We start from the raw sequence: 19,663 nt of genomic DNA on the forward strand, positions 1-19,663 counted from the left end.
CCCCCCCCGGGCCGGCCTACGGCACCCGCACGGCCGTACGTTCTTCAGGGTGCGGGTTGGTCATGTCGGCGGTGCGTCGGCGCCGTTGCCGGTGTGTTTCCCCGGCAACTGACCGGCTCAGACCGCCGAATGAACGACGTCCTTCTCCTCCGCGAAGTGGCAGGCCGACTCGTGCGCCGCCGGAGTGTCCGAGCTCTTGAACCGCTCGGGCACCGCGAGCAGCGGCACCTCGCTGGCGCACTTGTCCTGCGCCTTCCAGCAGCGCGTACGGAACCGGCAGCCCGAGGGCGGGTTGGCCGGCGAGGGGACGTCCCCGGTGAGGATGATCCGCTCCCGGCCCTGGCGCGCCTCCGGGTCCGGCACCGGCACCGCGGAGAGCAGCGCCTGCGTGTACGGGTGCGTCGGGTGGTCGTAGATCTGCGTGTCCGTGCCGATCTCCGCCATCTTGCCGAGGTACATCACGCCGACCCGGTCGGAGATGTGCCGCACGATGGACAGGTCGTGCGCGATGAAGAGGTACGACAGGTTGAACTCGTCCTGCAGCTTCTCCATCAGGTTCACCACCTGCGCCTGCACCGACACGTCGAGCGCGGAGACCGGCTCGTCGCAGATGATGATCTCCGGGTTGAGCGCGAGGCCGCGGGCGATGCCGATGCGCTGGCGCTGGCCGCCGGAGAACTGGTGCGGATAGCGGTTGATGTACTCCGGGTTGAGGCCCACGACGTCCAGGAGCTCCTGGACCTTGCGGCGGCGTTCGCCCTTCGGGGCGGCCTCCGGGTGGATGTCGAAGGGCTCCCCGATGATGTCGCCGACCGTCATCCGCGGGTTCAGCGAGGTGTACGGGTCCTGGAACACCATCTGGATGTTGCGGCGCACGGCCTTGAGCGCGCGGCCCGACAGGCGGGTGATGTCCTGGCCCTTGTAGAACACCTCGCCGGAGGTGGCCGTTTCCAGCAGCATCAGCAGCTTGGCGACGGTGGACTTGCCGCAGCCGGACTCGCCCACGATGCCCAGGGTCTCGCCCTGGTACAGGTCGAAGGAGATCCCGTCGACGGCCTTGACCGCGCCGATCTGCCGCTTGAAGAGGATGCCCTGGGTCAGCGGGAAGTGCTTCACCAGGTTGCGCACCTGCAGGATCGGCTCGCCCCGCTCGACCGGCGCCTGGATCGCCTCGACCGACTCGGTCCCGGTGGCGGCGTCGGCCCCCTCCACCTCGGAGACGTTGGGCGTGGCGTCCACCGGCTCGCCCTTGTTCAGCTCAGCCATGGATCGTCTCCTTCCAGAAGTGGCAGGCGCTGCCGCGGCCGGCGATCTCGCCGCCGCCCTGCTCGGTCACCTGATGCAGGACCGGCAGATCCGTACGGCAGATGTCGTCCGCCTTCGGGCAGCGCGGGTTGAAGGCGCAGCCGGACGGGATGCGCGTCAGGTTGGGCGGCAGGCCCTTGATCGCGTACAGCTCCTGGCCCTTCTGGTCCAGGCGCGGGATCGAGTCGAGCAGGCCACGCGTGTACGGGTGCGCCGGGCGCGCGTACAGCTCGTGCACCGGCGCCGTCTCCACGATCCGGCCCGCGTACATCACGGCGATCTTGTCGGCGACGTCCGCGACGACGCCCAGGTCGTGGGTGATGAGGATCAAGCCCATGTTGTACTCGCGCTGCAGCTCGGCCAGCAGGTCCATGACCTGCGCCTGGACCGTCACGTCGAGGGCCGTCGTCGGCTCGTCCGCGATGATCAGGTCCGGTTCGAGGGCGAGCGCCATGGCGATCATGATGCGCTGGCGCATGCCGCCGGAGAACTGGTGCGGGTAGTCGTTCACCCGCTGCTTCGCCGCCGGGATACGCACCCGGTCCATCAGCTCGATGGACTTGGCCTTGGCCTCCTTGCGGCTCAGGCCCTGGTGGACGCGGAACATCTCGCCGAGCTGGTAGCCCACCGAGAGCACCGGGTTGAGGGCGGACAGCGCGTCCTGGAAGATCATGGCGATCTTCGCGCCGCGGATTCTGCGGCGCTCCTCCGGGGACATCTTCAGCATGTCCTGACCCTTGAAAAGGATCTCGCCCTTCGGGATCTTGCCGGGCGGCATGTCGATGATGCCCATGACGGCCTGGGCCGAGACGGACTTTCCGGAGCCGGACTCGCCGAGCACGGCGAGCGTCTCGCCCGGTTTCACCGAGTAGTTGACGCCGTTCACGGCCTTGGCGACGCCGTCCCGGGTGTGGAACTCCACGTGCAGGTCGCGCACTTCGAGCAGCGGCGTGTTCGCGTCGCCGGGGCCGTGCGGCCCGGGGACGTCCGCGGTTTTGTCGAGGATGGTCAACGTACGCCCTCCTAGCGCATCTTGGGGTCGAGGGCGTTGCGGACCGCATCGCCGAACATCAGGAACGCGAGCACACACAGCGACACCAGGATCGAGGGCATGAGCAGCGTGTGCGGAGCGATGCGCAGCTGGTCCTTGGCGGTCGACACGTCCACACCCCAGGAGATCGTGGGCGCGGAGATGCCGATGCCGAGGAACGACAGCGTGGCCTCGGCCGCGATGTAGCCGCCGAGCGCGATGCTCGCGACCACGATCACCGGGGCCGCCGCGTTGGGCACGATGTGCTTGAGCAGGATCCGAGTTGTGGAGGCGCCCAGGGCCTTGGCCGCCGTCACGTAGTCGGACTGCTTGACGGTCATCACCGCACCGCGCGAGACGCGGGCGATCTGGGTCCAGCCGAGGAAGGCGAGGGCCAGGACGACGACCCACACCGAGCGGTTCGGGAAGGTGGTCAGGATGACCATGGCGCCGAGCAGGAACGGGATGGCGAAGAACACGTCCGTGAGCCGCGAGAGCAGCGCGTCCACCCAGCCGCCGAAGTACCCGGCGAGCATGCCGACGAGGCTGCCGAAGAGGGTGACGAGCAGGGTCACGCAGATGGCCACGGTGAGCGAGGTGCGGGTGCCGTAGACCATGCGGGCCCAGATCGAGCGGCCCTGCACGTCATAGCCGAGCCAGTCCGCCTGGAAGACGTGTGCGAAGTGCGGTGTCTGCAGGTACCGGTTGGCGGGGTCTCCGCTGCTCGGATTTGCGACGTCGGTGAACAGCCCCGGCGCGACCGCCATCGCGACCAGGAACACGATGAGCGCCGCGGAGATGACGAAGAGCGGGTTGCGCCGCAGGTCGTACCAGGCGTCCGACCACAGGCTGCGCGCCTTCTCGGGCTTCGGCTCGCCGGGCGCGGCGGTGTCGGGCGGCGTGGCGTCCTTGACGGTGAGTGCCTCAGGCATAACGAATCCTCGGGTCCAGGACCGCGTAGAGCAGGTCGACGATCAGGCTGGCGGCGAGGTAGACGAGCACGAGCAGCGTGACGATGCCGACGACCGTCGATCCTTCGCGGCGGATGAGCGCCTGGAAGACCGTGCGGCCCACGCCCTGCACGTTGAAGACGCCCTCGGTGACGACGGCGCCGGCCATCAGGGTGCCGATCTCGACGCCGAGGAAGGTGACCACGGGGATCATCGAGTTGCGGACCAGGTGGACGCCGATCACCCGGTGGCGCGGCAGGCCCTTGGCGATGGCGGTACGGACATAGTCGGCGCGCAGATTCTCGGCGACGGACGTACGGGTCAGCCGGGTGACGTACGCCAGGGAGAGCGCGGCCAGGACGATCGCCGGGAGCAGCAACTGCCCGTAGTTCGTGGAGTCCTGGACGTTCGGCTCGGTCCAGCCGAGCTGGAAGGCGAAGACGTACTGCGCGAAGTAGCCGAGGACGAACGACGGCACCGAGACCAGCAGCAGCGCCACGAACAGCAGCGTCCGGTCGGTCACCGTGTTGGGACGGAGCCCGGCGATGACGCCGAGCGGGATGCCCACGGCGACCAGGAAGACGAACGAGAAGAGGGCCAGCCGGACGGTGACCGGGAACGCGTCCGCGATCACGTCGGCGACGGGACGCTGACTGGCGATCTGGGTGCCGAAGTCACCCTGGAACAGGCCGGTCAGATAGTCCCAGTACTGAACCATGAACGGCTGGTCGAGGCCGAGGTTCTGCTTGATCTGCGCGACCTGGACGGGGTCGATGTGCTGCTCCCCGAAGAGCGCTTTCACGGGATCGCCGGGCAGCGCGAACATCATCGAGAAGATCAGGAAGGTTGACCCGATAAAAACCGGGATCATCTGGAGCAGTCGCCGTGCGACATAACGCCCCATGTAGCGCCTCCGTGTGGGGGTTGCTACCCGGAAGGGCCGCCCTCCCAACGGGAGGGCGGCCCTTCCGGGGTGCCCTGCGTGGCGGTGCGTGTGTCCGCGCCACCACCGGGCGACGGCCGAGAGGGTTTCAGGCCCGAAGGCCCCGGGGTTACTTGACGGTGATGTCGGTCATGATGAAGTCGCCGCGGAAGTCGAGCTCCACGTTGTCGACATTCTTGCTGTGACCGCCGTTCGCCGCGTAGTACCAGAGCGGGATCGCCGGCATCTTCTCGACGAGGGCCTTCTCCGCCTCCTGGTAGGCCTTGATGGACTCTTCCAGGGTCTTGGCGTGGTCGCCCTTCTTGAAGAGCGCGTCGATCTCCTTGTCCCGGAACTGACCGTCGTTGGCCTCGGCGGTGGAGCCGTAGAGGTCGTGCATGAAGTTGACGTTCAGCGGGTAGTCCGCGACCCAGCCACCCCGGTAGAAGCTCTTGACCTTGTTGTTGTCACGAGCGTCCAGGGCGGTCTGGAAGTCCGGCTTGGCGTCCGCCACGCACTTGATGTCGGTGGCGTTGTTGATGGAGTTGCAGACCGCCGTCACCCACTCCTTGTGGCCGCCGTCGGCGTTGTACTGGATCCACATCTTGCCGCCGGGAAGGCCGCCGCCCTCCTTGATGAGCTGCTTGGCCTTCTTCGGGTTGTACGTGAAGACGTCCGTGTCGAGCGACTGGCCGCCCTTGACGCTCTTCGGCGCGAAGCCCTCGGCCGGGACGCGGGAGCCCTGCAGCGTCTTCTCGGTGATGGTCTTCCGGTCGATGGCCATCGAGATGCCCTGGATGACCTTGGGGTCGATGTCCTTCAGTTCCTTGTTGTAGAACGTCGGGACGATCGACTGGACGGCCGCGTACGGCTCGTTGATCGCGCGGTCGCCGAGGTCCGAGTTCAGCTTCGGCAGGTCCTTCGGGCCGACCTGGCGGATCAGGTCCAGGTTGCCGGAGAGCAGGTCCTGGTAGGCCGCCTCAAGCGTGGTGTAGTTCTTGAAGAGGATGCCCTTGTTCTTGGCCTTGTTCGGACCCTTGTAGTCCTTGTAGGCCGAGACCTTGATGAGCTTGTTGTGGTCCCACTTCTCGAACTTGTAGGGGCCGTTGCCGATCGGCTTCTGGCCGAACGCCTTCGGGTCCTTGTAGAAGGCCTTCGGGAGCGCGGCGAAGGTGTAGTAGCCGAGCTTGTAGTTCCAGTACGGAATGCCCTCGGTCAGCTCGACGGTGAAGGTGTTGTCGTCGACGACCTTCAGGCCGGACATCTTGTCGCTGGTGGGCTTGGCGCCCTCCTTGGACGGGTGGACGTCCTCGTAGCCCTCGATGCCCTCGAACCAGAAGGAGTTCTGCTGGTTGTTCTCGATGTTGGCGTACCAGTTCCACGCGTCCACATAGGACTTCGCGGTGACCGTCTCGCCGTTGTGGAACTTCCAGTCCGGCTTGATCTTGATGGTCCAGGTCTTGTTGCCGTTCGACGGCTCGATCGACTCGGCATGGGCCATCACCATGTTGCCCTGCTTGTCGAACTCGGCGAGGTTGGTGAACACCGCCTGAATGACGTACGAGCCGAGCTGCTCATTGGTGTTGGCCGGGATCAGCGGCTTCTGCGGCTCACCGACGTCTACCGAGATGTATCCCTCGGGCTGGCCCCCCGTCGTGCTGTCACCGCCGTCGCCACCGCCGCAGGCGGTCGCGGTCAGGGCGACGACAATGGCACCGGCGACCCATTTGGCGCTCTTGGCACCGCGCATGGGTTCCTCCTCATGAGTCCACTTTGTTCACTGCAAGAGAGGGCACGCGACGTCCCACCGACACCCCTGACGGCGAGAGTTGAGTGCCCCAGTGTGCTCGTGAGCCGGCGCTCCCCACAGCGCGTGACCCATTGACCCGAGCTCTTCGCGCTCAACTATTAGCCATGGGCTCCTACCCGGCCACACCCTTTAGGTCTCGGTTCGATCACACCTGACGTGTACATCTTCCGAAATCTGGACAAACCGATCCGATATAGATGGCCGCGAAACGGACTCGTTACCCATCTATCGGTCAGCGATGTCCGGAATCCGGACGACTGGTGAGACAAAACCAGTTGCGCGTACGGGCATCCGCCCCGCAGCGTTCAAGGCGCGTAGATCCTTGGCACGGGCAACGCCCCTGCACAGCCACGGACAACACCCCCGCCAGCCACGGAAAACACCCCCGAAAACGCCGACTGGCCCGACTCTACGCCCAGTTGGGGCGCGGAGACGGGCCAGTTGCGGGAACGGTCAGTTGTGCTTGGCGCGGGAGGCGGCGCGGGCGCGCTCGGTCTTGTCCAGGTTGACCTTGCGGATCCGGACGGCCTCCGGGGTGACCTCGACGCACTCGTCGTCGCGGCAGAACTCCAGGGACTGCTCCAGGGAGAGCTTGCGGGCCGGCACCACGTTCTCGGTGGTGTCCGCGGAAGCCGCACGCATGTTGGTGAGCTTCTTCTCCTTGGTGATGTTCACGTCCATGTCGTCGGCGCGGGAGTTCTCGCCGACGATCATGCCCTCGTACACCTCGGTGCCGGGCTCGGTGAACAGGACGCCGCGCTCCTGCAGGTTGATCATCGCGAACGGCGTGACCGAACCGGCGCGGTCGGCGACGAGCGAACCGTTGTTACGGGTCGTCAGGGTGCCGAACCACGGCTCGTGGCCCTCGTGGATGGAGTGCGCGATACCCGTACCGCGGGTGTTGGTGAGGAACTCCGTACGGAAGCCGATCAGGCCGCGGGACGGGACGACGAACTCCATGCGGACCCAGCCGGAGCCGTGGTTGGACATGTTGTCCATGCGGCCCTTGCGGACACCCATGAGCTGGGTGACGGCGCCCATGTGCTCCTCGGGCACGTCGATCGTCATGCGCTCGACCGGCTCGTGCGTCTTGCCGTCGATCTCCTGCGTGACCACCTGCGGCTTGCCGATGGTCAGCTCGAAGCCTTCGCGGCGCATGGTCTCGACGAGGATCGCCAGGGCCAGCTCGCCGCGGCCCTGCACCTCCCAGGCGTCGGGGCGCTCGGTGTCCAGGACGCGGAGGCTGACGTTACCGATCAGCTCGCGGTCCAGGCGGTCCTTGACCTGGCGGGCGGTGACCTTGCGGTCCTTGACGGCGGCCTTGGCGTCCGCGCCCTTGCCGGTGCCGCCGCGGCCGACCAGCGGCGAGGTGTTCGTACCGATGGTCATGGAGATCGCGGGCTCGTCGACCGTGATCAGCGGCAGCGCGACCGGGTTCTCCGGGTCGGCCAGGGTCTCGCCGATCATGATGTCCGGGATACCGGCGACGGCGCAGATGTCACCGGGGCCGGCCACCTCGGCGGGCTTGCGGGTGAGCGCCTCGGTCATCATCAGCTCGGAGATGCGGACGTTGGTGATCGAGCCGTCGCGCTTCATCCAGGCCACGGTCTGGCCCTTGCGCAGCTCGCCCTGCTCGACGCGGAGCAGCGCGATACGGCCGAGGAAGTTGTCGGCGTCGAGGTTGGTGACGTGGGCCTGCAGCGGGGCGGCGTCGTCGTACTCGGGGGCGGGGACGTGCTCCAGGAGCGTGGAGAAGAACGGCTCCAGGCTGGTGGAGTCCGCGGGGACGGTGCCGTCGTCCGGCTTGGTCAGCGAGGCGATGCCGTCACGGCCGCAGGCGTAGACGATCGGGAACTCGATCTGGTCCTCGTCCGCGTCCAGGTCCAGGAACAGGTCGTACGTCTCGTTGACGACCTCGTCGATCCGGGAGTCCGGGCGGTCCGTCTTGTTGATGCAGAGGATGACGGGCAGCCGCTGCATCAGGGCCTTGCGGAGCACGAAGCGCGTCTGCGGCAGCGGGCCCTCGGAGGCGTCGACGAGCAGCACGACCGCGTCGACCATCGACAGGCCGCGCTCGACCTCGCCACCGAAGTCGGCGTGGCCGGGGGTGTCGATGATGTTGATCGTGATCGGGTCGCCACCGTCCTTGGGGTGGTACTTGACCGCGGTGTTCTTCGCGAGAATGGTGATGCCCTTCTCGCGCTCCAGGTCGTTGGAGTCCATGACCCGGTCGTCGACGGAGTCGAGCTGGTGCGCGGCGAAGGCACCCGCCTGCTTGAGCATGGCGTCGACGATGGTCGTCTTGCCGTGGTCGACGTGGGCGACGATGGCGACGTTACGAATGTCGTGGCGCGTGGGCATACTTGCGGCGCTTCTCCCGGGAAGAGTGGTCGGCTGGCGCGTACGGTCCGGTACACGAGCCCTGCCGGGCTGGACACGCCACGGCCTTACCCCATCCTACGGTGACCTCGGGGAAGCGGCACGGGCGGGGCCCGGAGGCCGGCCGCTGCCGCTCCTCCGGGCCCCGCCCGACCTGCCTACTTGTCCTTCTCGGGCCCCTTGTTCTTCTCGGGCCCCTTGGCCTTCTCGGGCCCCTTGTTCTTCTCGGGCTCCTTGGCCTTCTCGGGCCCCTTGTTCTTCTCGGGCCCCTTGCCCGCGGCCCCTCGCTTGAGGAAGCCGATGTCCTCGTAGTCCGGCGACTCGAAGCCGAAGGCCCCGGCGTTCGCGAGGTTCGGCCGGGCCGCGTACAGCTGCGGCCGCTGGTAGAGCGGGATGGAACCGGCCGCGGCCCAGATCCGGGCGTCGGCCTTGCGCACCAGCTCGCGCGCCTTCACCTCGTCCAGCTCGGACACGGCCTGCTCGAAGAGCTGGTCGATGTGGTCGGTGCCGACGCGGGTGTAGTTCTGCTCGACGTTGAGCGAGCCGTCGGCCGCGGGCACCGGCTTGGCGAAGATCGGCCGGCCGTCGGTGGCCGGGTACGCGGAGGCGGGCCAGGAGTAGAGCGCCAGGTCGTACTGGCCGGAGGCGATGTGGTCCTTGAAGTAGCTGTCGTCGTCGACCTTCTCGATCTCCGTACGGACGCCGATCTTCTCCAGCATCCGGGAGATCTTCTCGCCGACGGTGCGCAGCGCCTCCGAGCCGGGGCCGGAGGGCAGGACGAAGCGGAGGGTGAGGGCCTTGCCGTCCTTGGCGAGCGGGCCGGAGGCGGGCTTGGCGCCGGAACCCTTGGCGCCTTCCTTGCCCTTCTTCTTGCCCTTCTCCTCGTCACCCTTGCCCTTTTTGTCCTTCTCCTTGGCGTCCTTGTCCTTGCCGCCCTTGTCCTTATTCTTCTCCTTGGAGTCTTTCCCCTTAGATTCTTTCTCCTTGGAGCCTTTCTTCTTGGAGTCCTTCTCCTTGGCTTCTTCCTCCTTGGAGTCCTTCTTCTCGGCCTTCTCGGCCTTCTCGTCCTTCGGGGCCGCCGTGCCCTTCGGGGCGTACGCGCCCGGGACTGCGTCCCTGCTCTTCGCCTGCTGCCGGTCCTCGGTGTCGCCCGGCTTGTCGTCCTGGCCGACGATGTACGTGCCGTCGCCGGACTCGGCGTCCTTCTCGGACTTGTCCTTCTTCTTGGCGGCCTCGGAGTCCGCGCTCTTCTCCTCGATCGCACCGCCCCGCTCCCAGCCCGCGTCGGCGAGCAGCGCCTGGGCCTCGGCGGTGTCCTGCTTGCCGAGGACCTTGCTGTTGTCGGCGTACGCGTACTGCCCGGCGAGCGCGAGGTGGCTGCCGACCGGCTCGGCGGGCAGGCCGAGCGGCTTCAGCACGGTCTCGGCGATCTCCTTGCGGTCGATGGCGCGGGCCACGGCACGGCGGACCCGCTCATCGGCGAGGGGGCCCTCGGCGCCGTTCAGGGCGAGCTGGGTGTAGGCCGGTTCGAGGGACTTGCGGACCCTGAAGGCGCGCAGGCCGTTCTGCTGCTCCGCGTACCGCTTGATCGCCTTGCGGTTCTTCTCGCGGGCCTCGATCTCTTCCTCCGCCTCCTCCTCGCCCTTCGCGCCGTGCGCGATCGCCCAGGAGCGCAGCGCCTGCGCGGGCGTGCGGTCGGCGCCGGGGCCGTGGGCGAGCGGGCCCTTGGACCCGGACTCGCGGCGGGCGAGCTCGATCCGCTCGGCGTCGGCGGCGCCGATCTCGGCCAGGTCGACCTTGCCCGCGGCGAGCGCCTCGGCCCGCTTCGCGCGCGGTACGGCGCGGAAGACCAGCTTCTCCAGCTTGGCGGTCTCACCCCACCAGCGCGGGTTGCGGACCAGCGTCATCTCGCCCGCCTTGCGGTCCGTCTTCGCGATGCTGAACGGCCCGGCCGACACCTTGAGCTTGGTGCGCGCCCCGTCGTTGAAGCTGTCCGGTGTCCCCATGACCTGCTTCGGGTACAGCGGCGAGAACAGCGAGCGCCAGTCCGCGTACGGCTTGGCGAAGGTGACCCGCACCTCCAGGTCGTTGGCGCCGCGCTCGACCTTCTCGATGCGGTCGTAGCCGGCGTTGCGGGCGGTCCAGTACGCGTTGTCCTTGCCGGAGAGCGCGCGCCACTGGGCGGCGAAGTCGGCGGCGCCGATCTCGCGGCCGTCGCTCCAGACCGCCTGCTGGTTGAGCTTGTAGAGCACGACCTGCTTGGGCTCGCGCTCGATGATCTCGGCCTTCTCCAGGAAGTCCGGGTCGGCCTGCGGGCGGCCTTTCTCGTCGAGCGTGAACATCGACGGGAGTACGGCACCGGCGACCCGTCTGGTGGCCGGACTCGCGTCCGCCTGGAAGGTGTTGAGGGTCTGCGGCAGTGCGTCCACGGCCCAGGTGACCTCGCCCCCGTCGGCGACCAGGTCGCGAGCGGCGGGCGCGATGTCCTGGGCGGCGGCGGGGGCGACGGACTCGTCGCCCGAGCCGCAGCCGGCCAGGGCGGGCACGGCGAGGACTCCCGTGGTGAGGAGGGCGGCAGCTCTGCGGACATGACGCTTTCTGACGCCGGCCGAATCGATTCGGGCCATGGCTTGGTACCTCCGGGGCTCGCCCGGCCGCCCGAATCCGGTTTGGGCCGGGTTTGTTCACGTTTGGCGGTATAAGGAGTTGATCACACCTATCTCCCCCACTGAAGGTGACCGGCGCGCGCCCGCGCCACAGACACGACGACACGCCGCCCGAAGGCCACCCGCCCGGCCCAACGCCGCCCCGCCGGTCGACGGTGACGCATACCTACGGGGCGTAACGTCAGAGAAAAGCGCAAGGGACCGGCCACTCGTCGCACCGAAGCGTTCAATCCGCGCGTATCCCTTCACAACCCAGGATGTGACGCGCGACACTCGCAGGCGCATGAGCGTGCCACCGCACCACCGCGGAAGTGAGGGCAACCATGTCTCTTCAAGACGATCTGAAAGCGGCCCAGCGCTGTCTGGACGAGCTCGGACGCTCCGTCGACAGCCTGGAGCAGCACGTAGGCGACACACTCGACGTACGCCGGGTGCGGGCGGACACCGACCATCTGCGCGCCAGCCTCGCCCAGCTCCGCGAGGCCGCACCGGCCGAGGGGCCCGTCGCCCAGCCCGAGGTGATCCGGATCCCGGACAAGCCGTACGACGACTCCCTCTGGTCGGACGTGGACGACGAGGGCCTGGGCGCGAAGGACCGGCACGCACCCTGACACCGGGCTGAACCCTGACACCGGGCTGCACCCTGACACCGGGCTGCATCCTGACACCGGGCCGCACCCTGACACCGGGCCGCACCCTTGACGGCGGCACCCACCCGTCCCCCACCGACGACCGGTAGCTCTCCCCACTGGAGATCCGTTGGCCACTGGCACCGAACCCGACCTCGATCCCGCGGGCGGTGTGCGCGGCGCCTCGCGTGCCGCGATCACCGCCCCGCATCTGCGCACCGACCGCTGGTGGCTGTCGCCCGCCCTGACCGCCGCCGGGCTGCTCGCCTTCGTCGTCTACTCGACCTGGCGGGCCTTCGCCAACGCGGACTACTACGCCGCCCCCTATGTCTCGCCGTTCTACTCGCCGTGCCTGGCGGAGAACTGCGTACCGATGAAGGGCGGGCCCAACTGGGAGATCTTCGGCAGCTGGTGGGGGCTCTCGCCCGCGCTGCTGATCCTGATCTTCCCGCTCGGCTTCCGGCTGACCTGCTACTACTACCGCAAGGCGTACTACCGGGGCTTCTGGGCCTCGCCGCCCGCCTGCGCGGTGGCCGAGCCGCACAAGAACTACAGCGGTGAGACGCGGTTCCCGCTGATCCTGCAGAACATCCACCGGTACTTCTTCTACGCGGCCGTCCCGGTCGCCGCGATCCTCACGTACGACACCGTCCTCGCCTTCCGGGACGCGTCCTACGCGTGGGGGCACATGGGGCTCGGGACGCTCGTCTTTCTCGTCAACATCGGGCTGATCTGGGCGTACACGCTGTCCTGCCACTCCTGCCGGCACATCGTCGGCGGCAAGCTGAAGCACTTCTCGAAGCATCCGGTGCGGTACCGGATGTGGCAGTGGGTGGGCAGGCTCAACGCCCGCCATATGCAGCTGGCCTGGGCCTCGTTGATCAGCGTGGCCGCCGCCGACCTGTACGTGTACCTGCTCGCCACCGGCGCCTTCGCCGATCCGCGGTTCTTCTAGGAAGGGTGCCCCGATGACTCAGGTGGAGCGGCAGCAGTGGGACGTGGTCGTGGTGGGCGCGGGCGGCGCCGGGCTGCGGGCCGCGATCGAGGCGCGCGAGCAGGGGGCGCGTACGGCCGTGATCTGCAAGTCGCTGTTCGGCAAGGCGCACACGGTGATGGCCGAGGGCGGCATCGCGGCGGCCATGGCCAACGCCAACGAGCACGACGGCTGGCAGGTGCACTTCCGGGACACGATGCGCGGCGGCAAGTTCCTCAACCAGTGGCGGATGGCCGAGCTGCACGCGCAGGAAGCCCCGGACCGCGTCTGGGAGCTGGAGACCTGGGGCGCGCTCTTCGACCGGACGGCGGACGGCCGGATCTCGCAGCGGAACTTCGGCGGCCACGAGTACCCGCGCCTCGCGCACGTCGGCGACCGTACGGGACTTGAGCTGATCCGCACCCTCCAGCAGAAGACCGTCGCGCTGCAGCAGGAGGACTTCCGGGAGAGAGGGGACTACGAGAGCGGGTTGAAGGTCTTCCAGGAGTGCACCGTCACGCGGATCCTGAAGGACGAGGACGGGCGCGTGTCCGGGGTGTTCTGCTACGAGCGGGAGTCCGGGCGGTTCTTCGTCATCGAGGCGCCCGCCGTGGTGATCTCGACCGGCGGCATCGGCAAGTCCTTCAAGGTGACGTCCAACTCGTGGGAGTACACGGGCGACGGCCACGCCCTGGCCCTGCTCGCGGGCGCCCCGCTGCTCAACATGGAGTTCGTGCAGTTCCATCCGACGGGCATGGTCTGGCCGCCGTCCGTCAAGGGCATCCTGGTCACCGAGTCGGTGCGCGGCGACGGCGGGGTGCTCCGGAACTCCGAGGGCAAGCGGTTCATGTTCGACTACATCCCGGACGTGTTCAAGGAGAAGTACGCGGAGACGGAGGCCGAGGGCGACCGCTGGTACGACGACCCCGACCACAACCGCCGCCCGCCCGAACTCCTCCCCCGCGACGAAGTCGCCCGCGCCATCAACGCCGAGGTCAAGGCGGGCCGGGGCTCGCCGCACGGCGGGGTGTTCCTGGACGTGTCGACGCGGATGCCCGCCGAGGTGATCCGGCGCCGGCTGCCTTCCATGTACCACCAGTTCAAGGAGCTGGCCGACGTCGACATCACCGCCGAGGCGATGGAGGTCGGCCCGACCTGCCACTACGTCATGGGGGGCATCGCGGTCGACTCGGACTCGGCGGCGGCGCGCGGGGTACCGGGGCTCTACGCGGCCGGTGAGGTCGCCGGCGGCATGCACGGCTCCAACCGGCTCGGCGGCAACTCGCTGTCCGACCTGCTTGTGTTCGGGCGGCGGGCCGGACTGCACGCCGCGCAGTACGCGGGCGGGCTCGGCGAGGGCGGGCGGCCCGCCGTGGACGAGGACCAGGTGGACGCGGCGGCGGCCGAGGCGCTGCGGCCGTTCTCGGCGGAGGGGCCGGTCGAGGGCGAACCCGACGAGGGCCGGCCGCCGGAGAACCCGTACACCCTGCACCAGGAGCTGCAGCAGACCATGAACGACCTGGTCGGGATCATCCGCCGGGAGCCCGAGATGGGGCAGGCCCTGGAGAAGCTGGGCGAACTGCGGGTGCGGGCGCGGCGGGCCGGGGTCGAGGGGCACCGGCAGTTCAACCCGGGCTGGCACCTCGCGCTCGACCTGCGGAACATGCTGCTCGTCTCGGAGTGCATCGCACGGGCCGCCCTGGAGCGCACCGAGTCGCGCGGCGGCCACACCCGCGAGGACTGGCCGGAGATGGACCGGCAGTGGCGCCGCGCCAACCTGCTCTGCCGGCTCGCCGACCCGACCGGCAATCTCGCGGCCACCGACCCGGTGCGCGGCCAGATCCGCCTGTCCCGGGAGGAGACCGAACCCGTCCGTCCCGACCTGCTCGCCCTCTTCGAGAAGGAGGAGCTGGTCAAGTACCTCAGCGAAGAGGAGCTTCACGAGTGAGTTCGTACGAAGCGGGCTTCAGGGTCTGGCGCGGGGACACCGAGGGCGGTGGCCTGGAGGACTTCAAGGTCGAGGTCCACGACGGCGAGGTCGTGCTCGACATCATCCACCGGCTGCAGGCCACGCAGGCCCCCGATCTGGCCGTGCGCTGGAACTGCAAGGCGGGCAAGTGCGGTTCGTGCTCGGCGGAGGTCAACGGGCGGCCGCGGCTGATGTGCATGACGCGGATGTCGGTGTTCACCCGGGACGAGGTCATCACGGTGACACCGCTGCGGGCGTTCCCGGTCGTACGGGACCTGGTGACGGACGTCGGCTTCAACTACACGAAGGCGCGGGAGGTCCCGGCGTTCGTCCCGCCTTCGGACCTGGGGCCCGGCGAGTACCGGATGATGCAGGAGGACGTGGACCGCTCGCAGGAGTTCCGCAAGTGCATCGAGTGCTTCCTGTGCCAGGACACCTGCCATGTGGTGCGCGACCACGAGGAGAACAAGGGCGCGTTCGCCGGTCCGCGGTTCCTGATGCGGGTCGCCGAGCTGGACATGCACCCGCTGGACGCCGCCGACGCCGAGGGCCTGGACCGCAAGACGACGGCCCAGGACGAACACGGCCTCGGCTACTGCAACATCACCAAGTGCTGTACGGAGGTGTGTCCGGAGCAGATCCGGATCACCGACAACGCGCTGATCCCGCTGAAGGAGCGGGCCGCCGACCGCAAGTACGACCCGCTGGTGTGGCTGGGCAACACGATCCGGCGGCGCGGGCGCTGAGCTCCGGGCCCGTTGGGCCCGGTCGCAACCAGGCATAACGGGACATACGCTCCCCCATGTGACGCCTTCCCGTTCGCTGCCCCGCAGGGCGATCGTCGCGGCAGCGCTCGCCGCGACAGCGCTCGCGGCGTTCGGCCTGCTGCTCCTGCCCCCGCAGGGGAACGCGCGCGCCGACGACCCGGTCAGGCTCTTTGGCGACGGGCGGATCACCGACGAGGTGGGCGCGCTCGGCGACCGCGCGGGCGCCGTCGAGCAGGCGCTCGACCGGCTCCACGACGACCGCGGCGTGCAGCTCTTCGTCGTGTACGTACGGGACTTCTCCGGCCGCTCCGCGCGGAGCTGGGCCGACGCGACGGCACAGCGCAACGGCCTCGGCGCGGACGACGCGCTGCTGGCCGTCGCCACCGGGGACCGGCAGTACGCCACCTCCGTCGGCCAGGGCTCCCCCCTCACCGACGCCGGGCTGCGGGAGGTCTCCCGTACCGCGATCGTGCCCGCGCTGCGGCAGAACGACTGGGCGGGCGCCGCGATCGGGGCGGCCGACGGCTACCGGGCCGTGCTCGCCGGGCAGCCCGTGCCCGCCCCGCGGATCACGCCCGGCCCGGCCGACCCCGGCGCCGAGTCGGTCGCCGGGGACGTGGTCCTGCCGATCGTCGTGGTGGGGGGCGTGGGGGCGCTCGCGGCGTATGCACACACCCGGCGGAAGCGGCGGGCCACCACCCGCACCACCCCGCACGGCGACGAGCCCACCCCGCCGCCGACGCCGCCGACGCCGCCGACGCCGCCGGACAGGCCCTAGCCCAGCCCTAGCCCCCAATGCCGGGTCACCGGCATTGGCCCTGGCCCTGGCCTTAGAACATGCTCAGCAACGCCTCCACCGAAGGTTCCTCCGTCGGCCCCCCGTCCGGCAACGGCAGTTCGAACCAGACCGTCTTGCCGCGCGGGGTGCGGCGGGAGCCCCAGCCGGCGCTGAGGAGGCCGACCAGTTGGAGGCCGCGGCCGCCCTCGTCCGTGTCGCGGGCGCGGCGGCGGCGGGGCTGGACCAGGCCCGCGTCCCAGACCTCGCAGACCAGGCTGCGGTCGAGGAGGAGGCGGAGCCTGATCTCGCCCTCGCCGTACCGGAGTGCGTTGGTGACCAGCTCGCTGACCAGCAATTCCGTGGTGTCGACGAGAGGTTCGAGGTCCCAGGCGAGCAGCTGGGCGCGGGCGTACTCGCGGGCGCGGCCGACGGAGCGGGGTTCGCGCGGCAGCGTCCAGTCGCCGACGGACTCGCCGGGCAGGCCCTGCACGCGAGCCATGAGGAGCGCGATGTCGTCCTCGCCGTGGTGGGTGTCGAGGGCGCCCAGGACGTGGTCGCAGGCGTCTTCGAGGGAGCGGGGCTCGTCGGGACCGCCGTCCGCCGGGGCGGTGATCGCGTCGCGGAAGGCGCGCAGTCCGTCGTCGAGCGGATGGTCGCGGGACTCCACGAGGCCGTCGGTGTAGAGGGCGAGCAGGGCGCCCTCGGGGAGTTCGACCTCGACCTCCTCGAAGGGTTCGCCGCCGACGCCGAGCGGCATCCCGGGCGGCACCTCCAGCATCAGCGCCGGCTCGCCGGGTTCGACCAGGACGGGCGGCAGATGGCCCGCGTTGGCGAACGTGCAGCGCCGGGTGACCGGGTCGTAGACCGCGTACACGCAGGTCGCGAGGTACACCTCGGACGGGTCGACGTCGCGGCCCTGCAGCGCGCGGCGGGTGGACTGCGGGGACTGCGGCGGGCGCAGCTGGTTCCCGGCGGTGTGGGCGGGGTTGCCGAGGCCGCGGGCGATCTCGTCGAGGGCGGAGAGGACTTCGGCGGGTTCGAGGTCGAGCAGCGCCAACGTCCGTACGGCCGTACGGAGTTCGCCCATGGCGACGGCGGCGCGCAGGCCGCGGCCCATCACGTCCCCGACGACGAGCGCGGTGCGGTGTCCCGGCAGCTCGATGACGTCGAACCAGTCGCCGCCGACCTCGGTCTGGGCGTTGCCGGGCAGATAGCGGCAGGCGATGTCGAGGCCGGACGCCTCGGGGTCGCCGGGCGGGAGCAGGGAGCGCTGCAGGATGAGGGCGCGCTCGTGCTCTCTTCGGTACAGGCGGGCGTTGTCGATGCAGACGGCGGCGCGGGCGGCGAGTTCCACGGCGAGGGCGCGGTCGCGTTCGCCGAAGGGTTCGCTGCCCTTGGCCCGGGAGAAGCGGGCGAGTCCTACGACGGTGTCGTGGGCGACCATCGGCACGGCGAGCGTGGACTGCACCAGGCCGTTCGCGTCGCCGCCGGAGAGGGTGACGGGGCGGGCGGTGCGCAGGGCGTCCGCGCAGGGCGAGTTGAAGGGGTAGCGGTGCACGGCGCCGACGGTGACGGGGGCGGCCCCGGCGTCGGCGAGGGGGGCGTCGGACACCGCGCTGGCGAAGGCGACGCGGCGCAGTTCCGCCGACCCGTCGGCCAGGCTGCTCACCTCCCCGGACTCCTCGCCGTCGAGGAGGCCCTGGTAGAGGTCGACGGAGGCGAGGTCGCAGAAGACGGGGACGGAGACGTCGAGGAGTTCGCGTGCGGTGGTCTCCAGGTCGAGGGAGTTGCCGATGCGGGCGCCGGCCTCGTTGAGGAGGGCGAGGTTGCGGCGGGCGTGGGCGGCCTCGCGGGCGGCGGCGTGTCTGCGGGTGACGTCGGTGCCGAGTCCGGCGATTCCGATGGGGCGGCCGGTGCCGCTGTGCACGCGGTAGAGGTTGATGGACCAGTGCCGGCGGTCGCCGCCGGATCCGGGTGCGGGGCCGACGAGCTGCATGTCCGTCACGGACTCGCCGGTCTCCAGGACGTGCCGCAGCGCGGCCTGCATCCGCTCGGCCTCCTGCCGGGGCAGGTAGTCGTGGACGGTGCGGCCGCGGTGCTCGTCCGCCGGGCCGCCGAAGACGGCCGCGAAGCGGCGGTTGGCGCGCTGCACCTTGAGGTCGGTGCCGAAGAGCAGGAAGCCGAACGGTGATTGGCCGAAAATGGCCTGGGATGCGGCGAGGTCGGTCTCGATCCTGCGCAGGGCCCGTACGTCGACGACGATGCAGAGGGCGGCCCGGTCGCCGTGCTCGGTCTCGGTGGGCATCACGTAGACCTCGGCGATGCCGTCCAGCGCGCGGTCGCCGGGCGTCCGGAAGTCGCTGGGCGTCTGGAAGTCGCCGGGCGTCCGGAAGTCGCCGGGCGTCCGGAAGTCGCTGGGCGTCTGGAAGTCGCCGGGCGTCCGGAAGTCGCCGGGCGTCCGGAAGGGGACGGCGCCCGTCCACTCACGGCCGTCGAGTATCTCTGCGACCTTGCGGTGGCCGCGTTCTCGCAGGTCGGTGGGGACGAACGCCTCGATCGGGTCCTTGCCGACGGCTTCGCTCGCGGGGACTCCGAAGAGCTGTTCGGCGCGCAGCGACCACTGGTCGATGAGCCCGTCGGGGCCGATGGAGAAGGACGCGACCTTGATGTAGTCGTAGATCGAACCGGGCGGGCTCGACTGCCAGGTGATGTCGCCGGGGGTTCCGGGGGTGCCGGAATTGCCGGGCTTGCCGGGCGTGCCGGGGGTGGCTCCGGCGGCGGCCGGGGGTGTCCCGCCGCTCCGCTGCTCGGGCGTCCGCGCCCTGGCTGGTATCTCGCTCAACGCGACCGTCCCCTCCAGCTCACCGCCACCGACCAGGACCGTCGGACGGCTTGCCCGCAGTATCCAGCACTACGGCCGCACGCAACACCGCGTTCACATCTCCAGTCCGTCCCGGCATATTCCGGCCGTGTGCCGTCGGGCGGTTCGAGGAGATCGGCTCTCCCTCACCTTCTAACCCGGCAAGGACAGCTCGAACCACACGGTCTTGCCCGTCCTGCCCTGGCGCGTACCCCAGCGCCGCGCGGAACAGGCCACCAACTGCAGCCCGCGTCCGCCCTCGTCATCGGGTTCGGCGCTGCGCTCCCGGGGCGGGTCGGGCAGCGGGTCGGACACCTCCACCAGGAGCGGCGCCGAGCCGTTCACAGGTCGTACGAGGCGTACGCCGATGGGTCCGGTGGCGTGCCGCAGGGAGTTGGTGACGAGCTCGCTGACCAGCAGCACGGTCATGTCGCCGACGTCGTCGAGCCCCCAGGCGTCGAGCTGTTTGCGCACGCGGGCGCGGGCGTGACGGACGGCTCCGGGGTCGGCGGGAAAGTGCCACTCGGCGCGCTCGGCCCAGTCGGCGCGGTCGCCGTCGGTGTCGATCACGCCGATCACTTCCAAAGACCTGGGGGGAAGGTGGCTGAACCCGTCCGAACCCGTC

General features: G+C 69.6%; 13 protein-coding genes and 1 pseudogene. 5 read left to right on the forward strand and 9 right to left on the reverse strand.

The genetic code is table 11. The features are described from left to right. Positions 1-117 precede the first annotated feature (117 nt). From QIS99_RS23100 to QIS99_RS23130, 7 genes are all read right to left on the reverse strand, one after another. Positions 118-1,266 carry an ABC transporter ATP-binding protein gene (locus QIS99_RS23100; protein ID WP_282515519.1) on the reverse strand — a complete coding sequence of 383 codons (1,149 nt, stop codon included), beginning with the start codon at positions 1,264-1,266 and terminating at the stop codon, positions 118-120. Then, positions 1,259-2,317 (reverse strand): ABC transporter ATP-binding protein, encoded by a 1,059-nt coding sequence (locus QIS99_RS23105; RefSeq protein WP_282515520.1) that lies wholly within the window; start codon positions 2,315-2,317, stop codon positions 1,259-1,261. Before QIS99_RS23105 ends, QIS99_RS23100 begins: the two co-directional genes overlap by 8 nt. An 11-nt stretch (positions 2,318-2,328) precedes the next feature. Continuing rightward, entirely contained in the window at positions 2,329-3,267 is a 939-nt protein-coding gene (locus QIS99_RS23110; RefSeq protein ID WP_282515521.1) for an ABC transporter permease, read from the reverse strand. Continuing rightward, a complete protein-coding gene (locus tag QIS99_RS23115) occupies positions 3,260-4,189 on the reverse strand; it encodes an ABC transporter permease (protein WP_282515522.1) in 930 nt (309 codons plus the stop codon). Before QIS99_RS23115 ends, QIS99_RS23110 begins: the two co-directional genes overlap by 8 nt. 148 nt (positions 4,190-4,337) lie before the next feature. Next, positions 4,338-5,957: a peptide ABC transporter substrate-binding protein gene (locus QIS99_RS23120; RefSeq protein WP_282515523.1), complete on the reverse strand. Its 1,620-nt coding sequence runs from the start codon at positions 5,955-5,957 to the stop codon at positions 4,338-4,340. Positions 5,958-6,470: 513 nt separating this feature from the next. Further along, positions 6,471-8,378: a translational GTPase TypA gene (typA, locus tag QIS99_RS23125; protein WP_282515524.1), complete on the reverse strand. Its 1,908-nt coding sequence runs from the start codon at positions 8,376-8,378 to the stop codon at positions 6,471-6,473. Positions 8,379-8,554: 176 nt separating this feature from the next. Continuing rightward, positions 8,555-11,023 carry an ABC transporter family substrate-binding protein gene (locus QIS99_RS23130; RefSeq protein WP_282515525.1) on the reverse strand — a complete coding sequence of 823 codons (2,469 nt, stop codon included), beginning with the start codon at positions 11,021-11,023 and terminating at the stop codon, positions 8,555-8,557. Between the two features lie 362 nt (positions 11,024-11,385). On the opposite strand from QIS99_RS23130, the gene QIS99_RS23135 reads away from it, so the two are divergent. The 5 genes and pseudogenes from QIS99_RS23135 to QIS99_RS23155 form a co-directional block, all read left to right on the forward strand. Beyond that, entirely contained in the window at positions 11,386-11,673 is a 288-nt protein-coding gene (locus QIS99_RS23135; protein ID WP_282515526.1) for a hypothetical protein, read from the forward strand. 148 nt (positions 11,674-11,821) lie between these two features. Further along, a complete protein-coding gene (locus QIS99_RS23140; RefSeq protein ID WP_282515527.1) occupies positions 11,822-12,646 on the forward strand; it encodes a hypothetical protein in 825 nt (274 codons plus the stop codon). 13 nt (positions 12,647-12,659) lie between these two features. Continuing rightward, positions 12,660-14,612, forward strand: a complete 1,953-nt coding sequence (locus tag QIS99_RS23145) for a fumarate reductase/succinate dehydrogenase flavoprotein subunit (RefSeq protein WP_282515528.1) — start codon at positions 12,660-12,662, stop codon at positions 14,610-14,612. After that, the gene (locus QIS99_RS23150) at positions 14,609-15,379 is read left to right on the forward strand and encodes a succinate dehydrogenase/fumarate reductase iron-sulfur subunit (RefSeq protein ID WP_282515529.1); all 771 of its coding nucleotides are present in this window, start codon (positions 14,609-14,611) and stop codon (positions 15,377-15,379) included. Before QIS99_RS23145 ends, QIS99_RS23150 begins: the two co-directional genes overlap by 4 nt. Before the next feature lie 91 nt (positions 15,380-15,470). Continuing rightward, positions 15,471-16,154 (forward strand): annotated as a pseudogene (locus QIS99_RS23155) (TPM domain-containing protein); the annotation flags it as partial. 76 nt (positions 16,155-16,230) lie between these two features. On the opposite strand, the gene QIS99_RS23160 reads toward QIS99_RS23155, so the two are convergent. Continuing rightward, positions 16,231-19,020, reverse strand: coding sequence for a SpoIIE family protein phosphatase (locus QIS99_RS23160; protein WP_282515530.1), 2,790 nt, complete (start codon positions 19,018-19,020; stop codon positions 16,231-16,233). A 171-nt stretch (positions 19,021-19,191) separates the two neighbouring features. Beyond that, positions 19,192-19,617, reverse strand: a complete 426-nt coding sequence (locus QIS99_RS23165) for an ATP-binding protein (protein ID WP_282515531.1) — start codon at positions 19,615-19,617, stop codon at positions 19,192-19,194. Positions 19,618-19,663 lie beyond the last annotated feature (46 nt).

The organism is Streptomyces solicavernae (genome assembly GCF_029968095.1).
Lineage (GTDB): Bacteria > Actinomycetota > Actinomycetes > Streptomycetales > Streptomycetaceae > Streptomyces > Streptomyces solicavernae.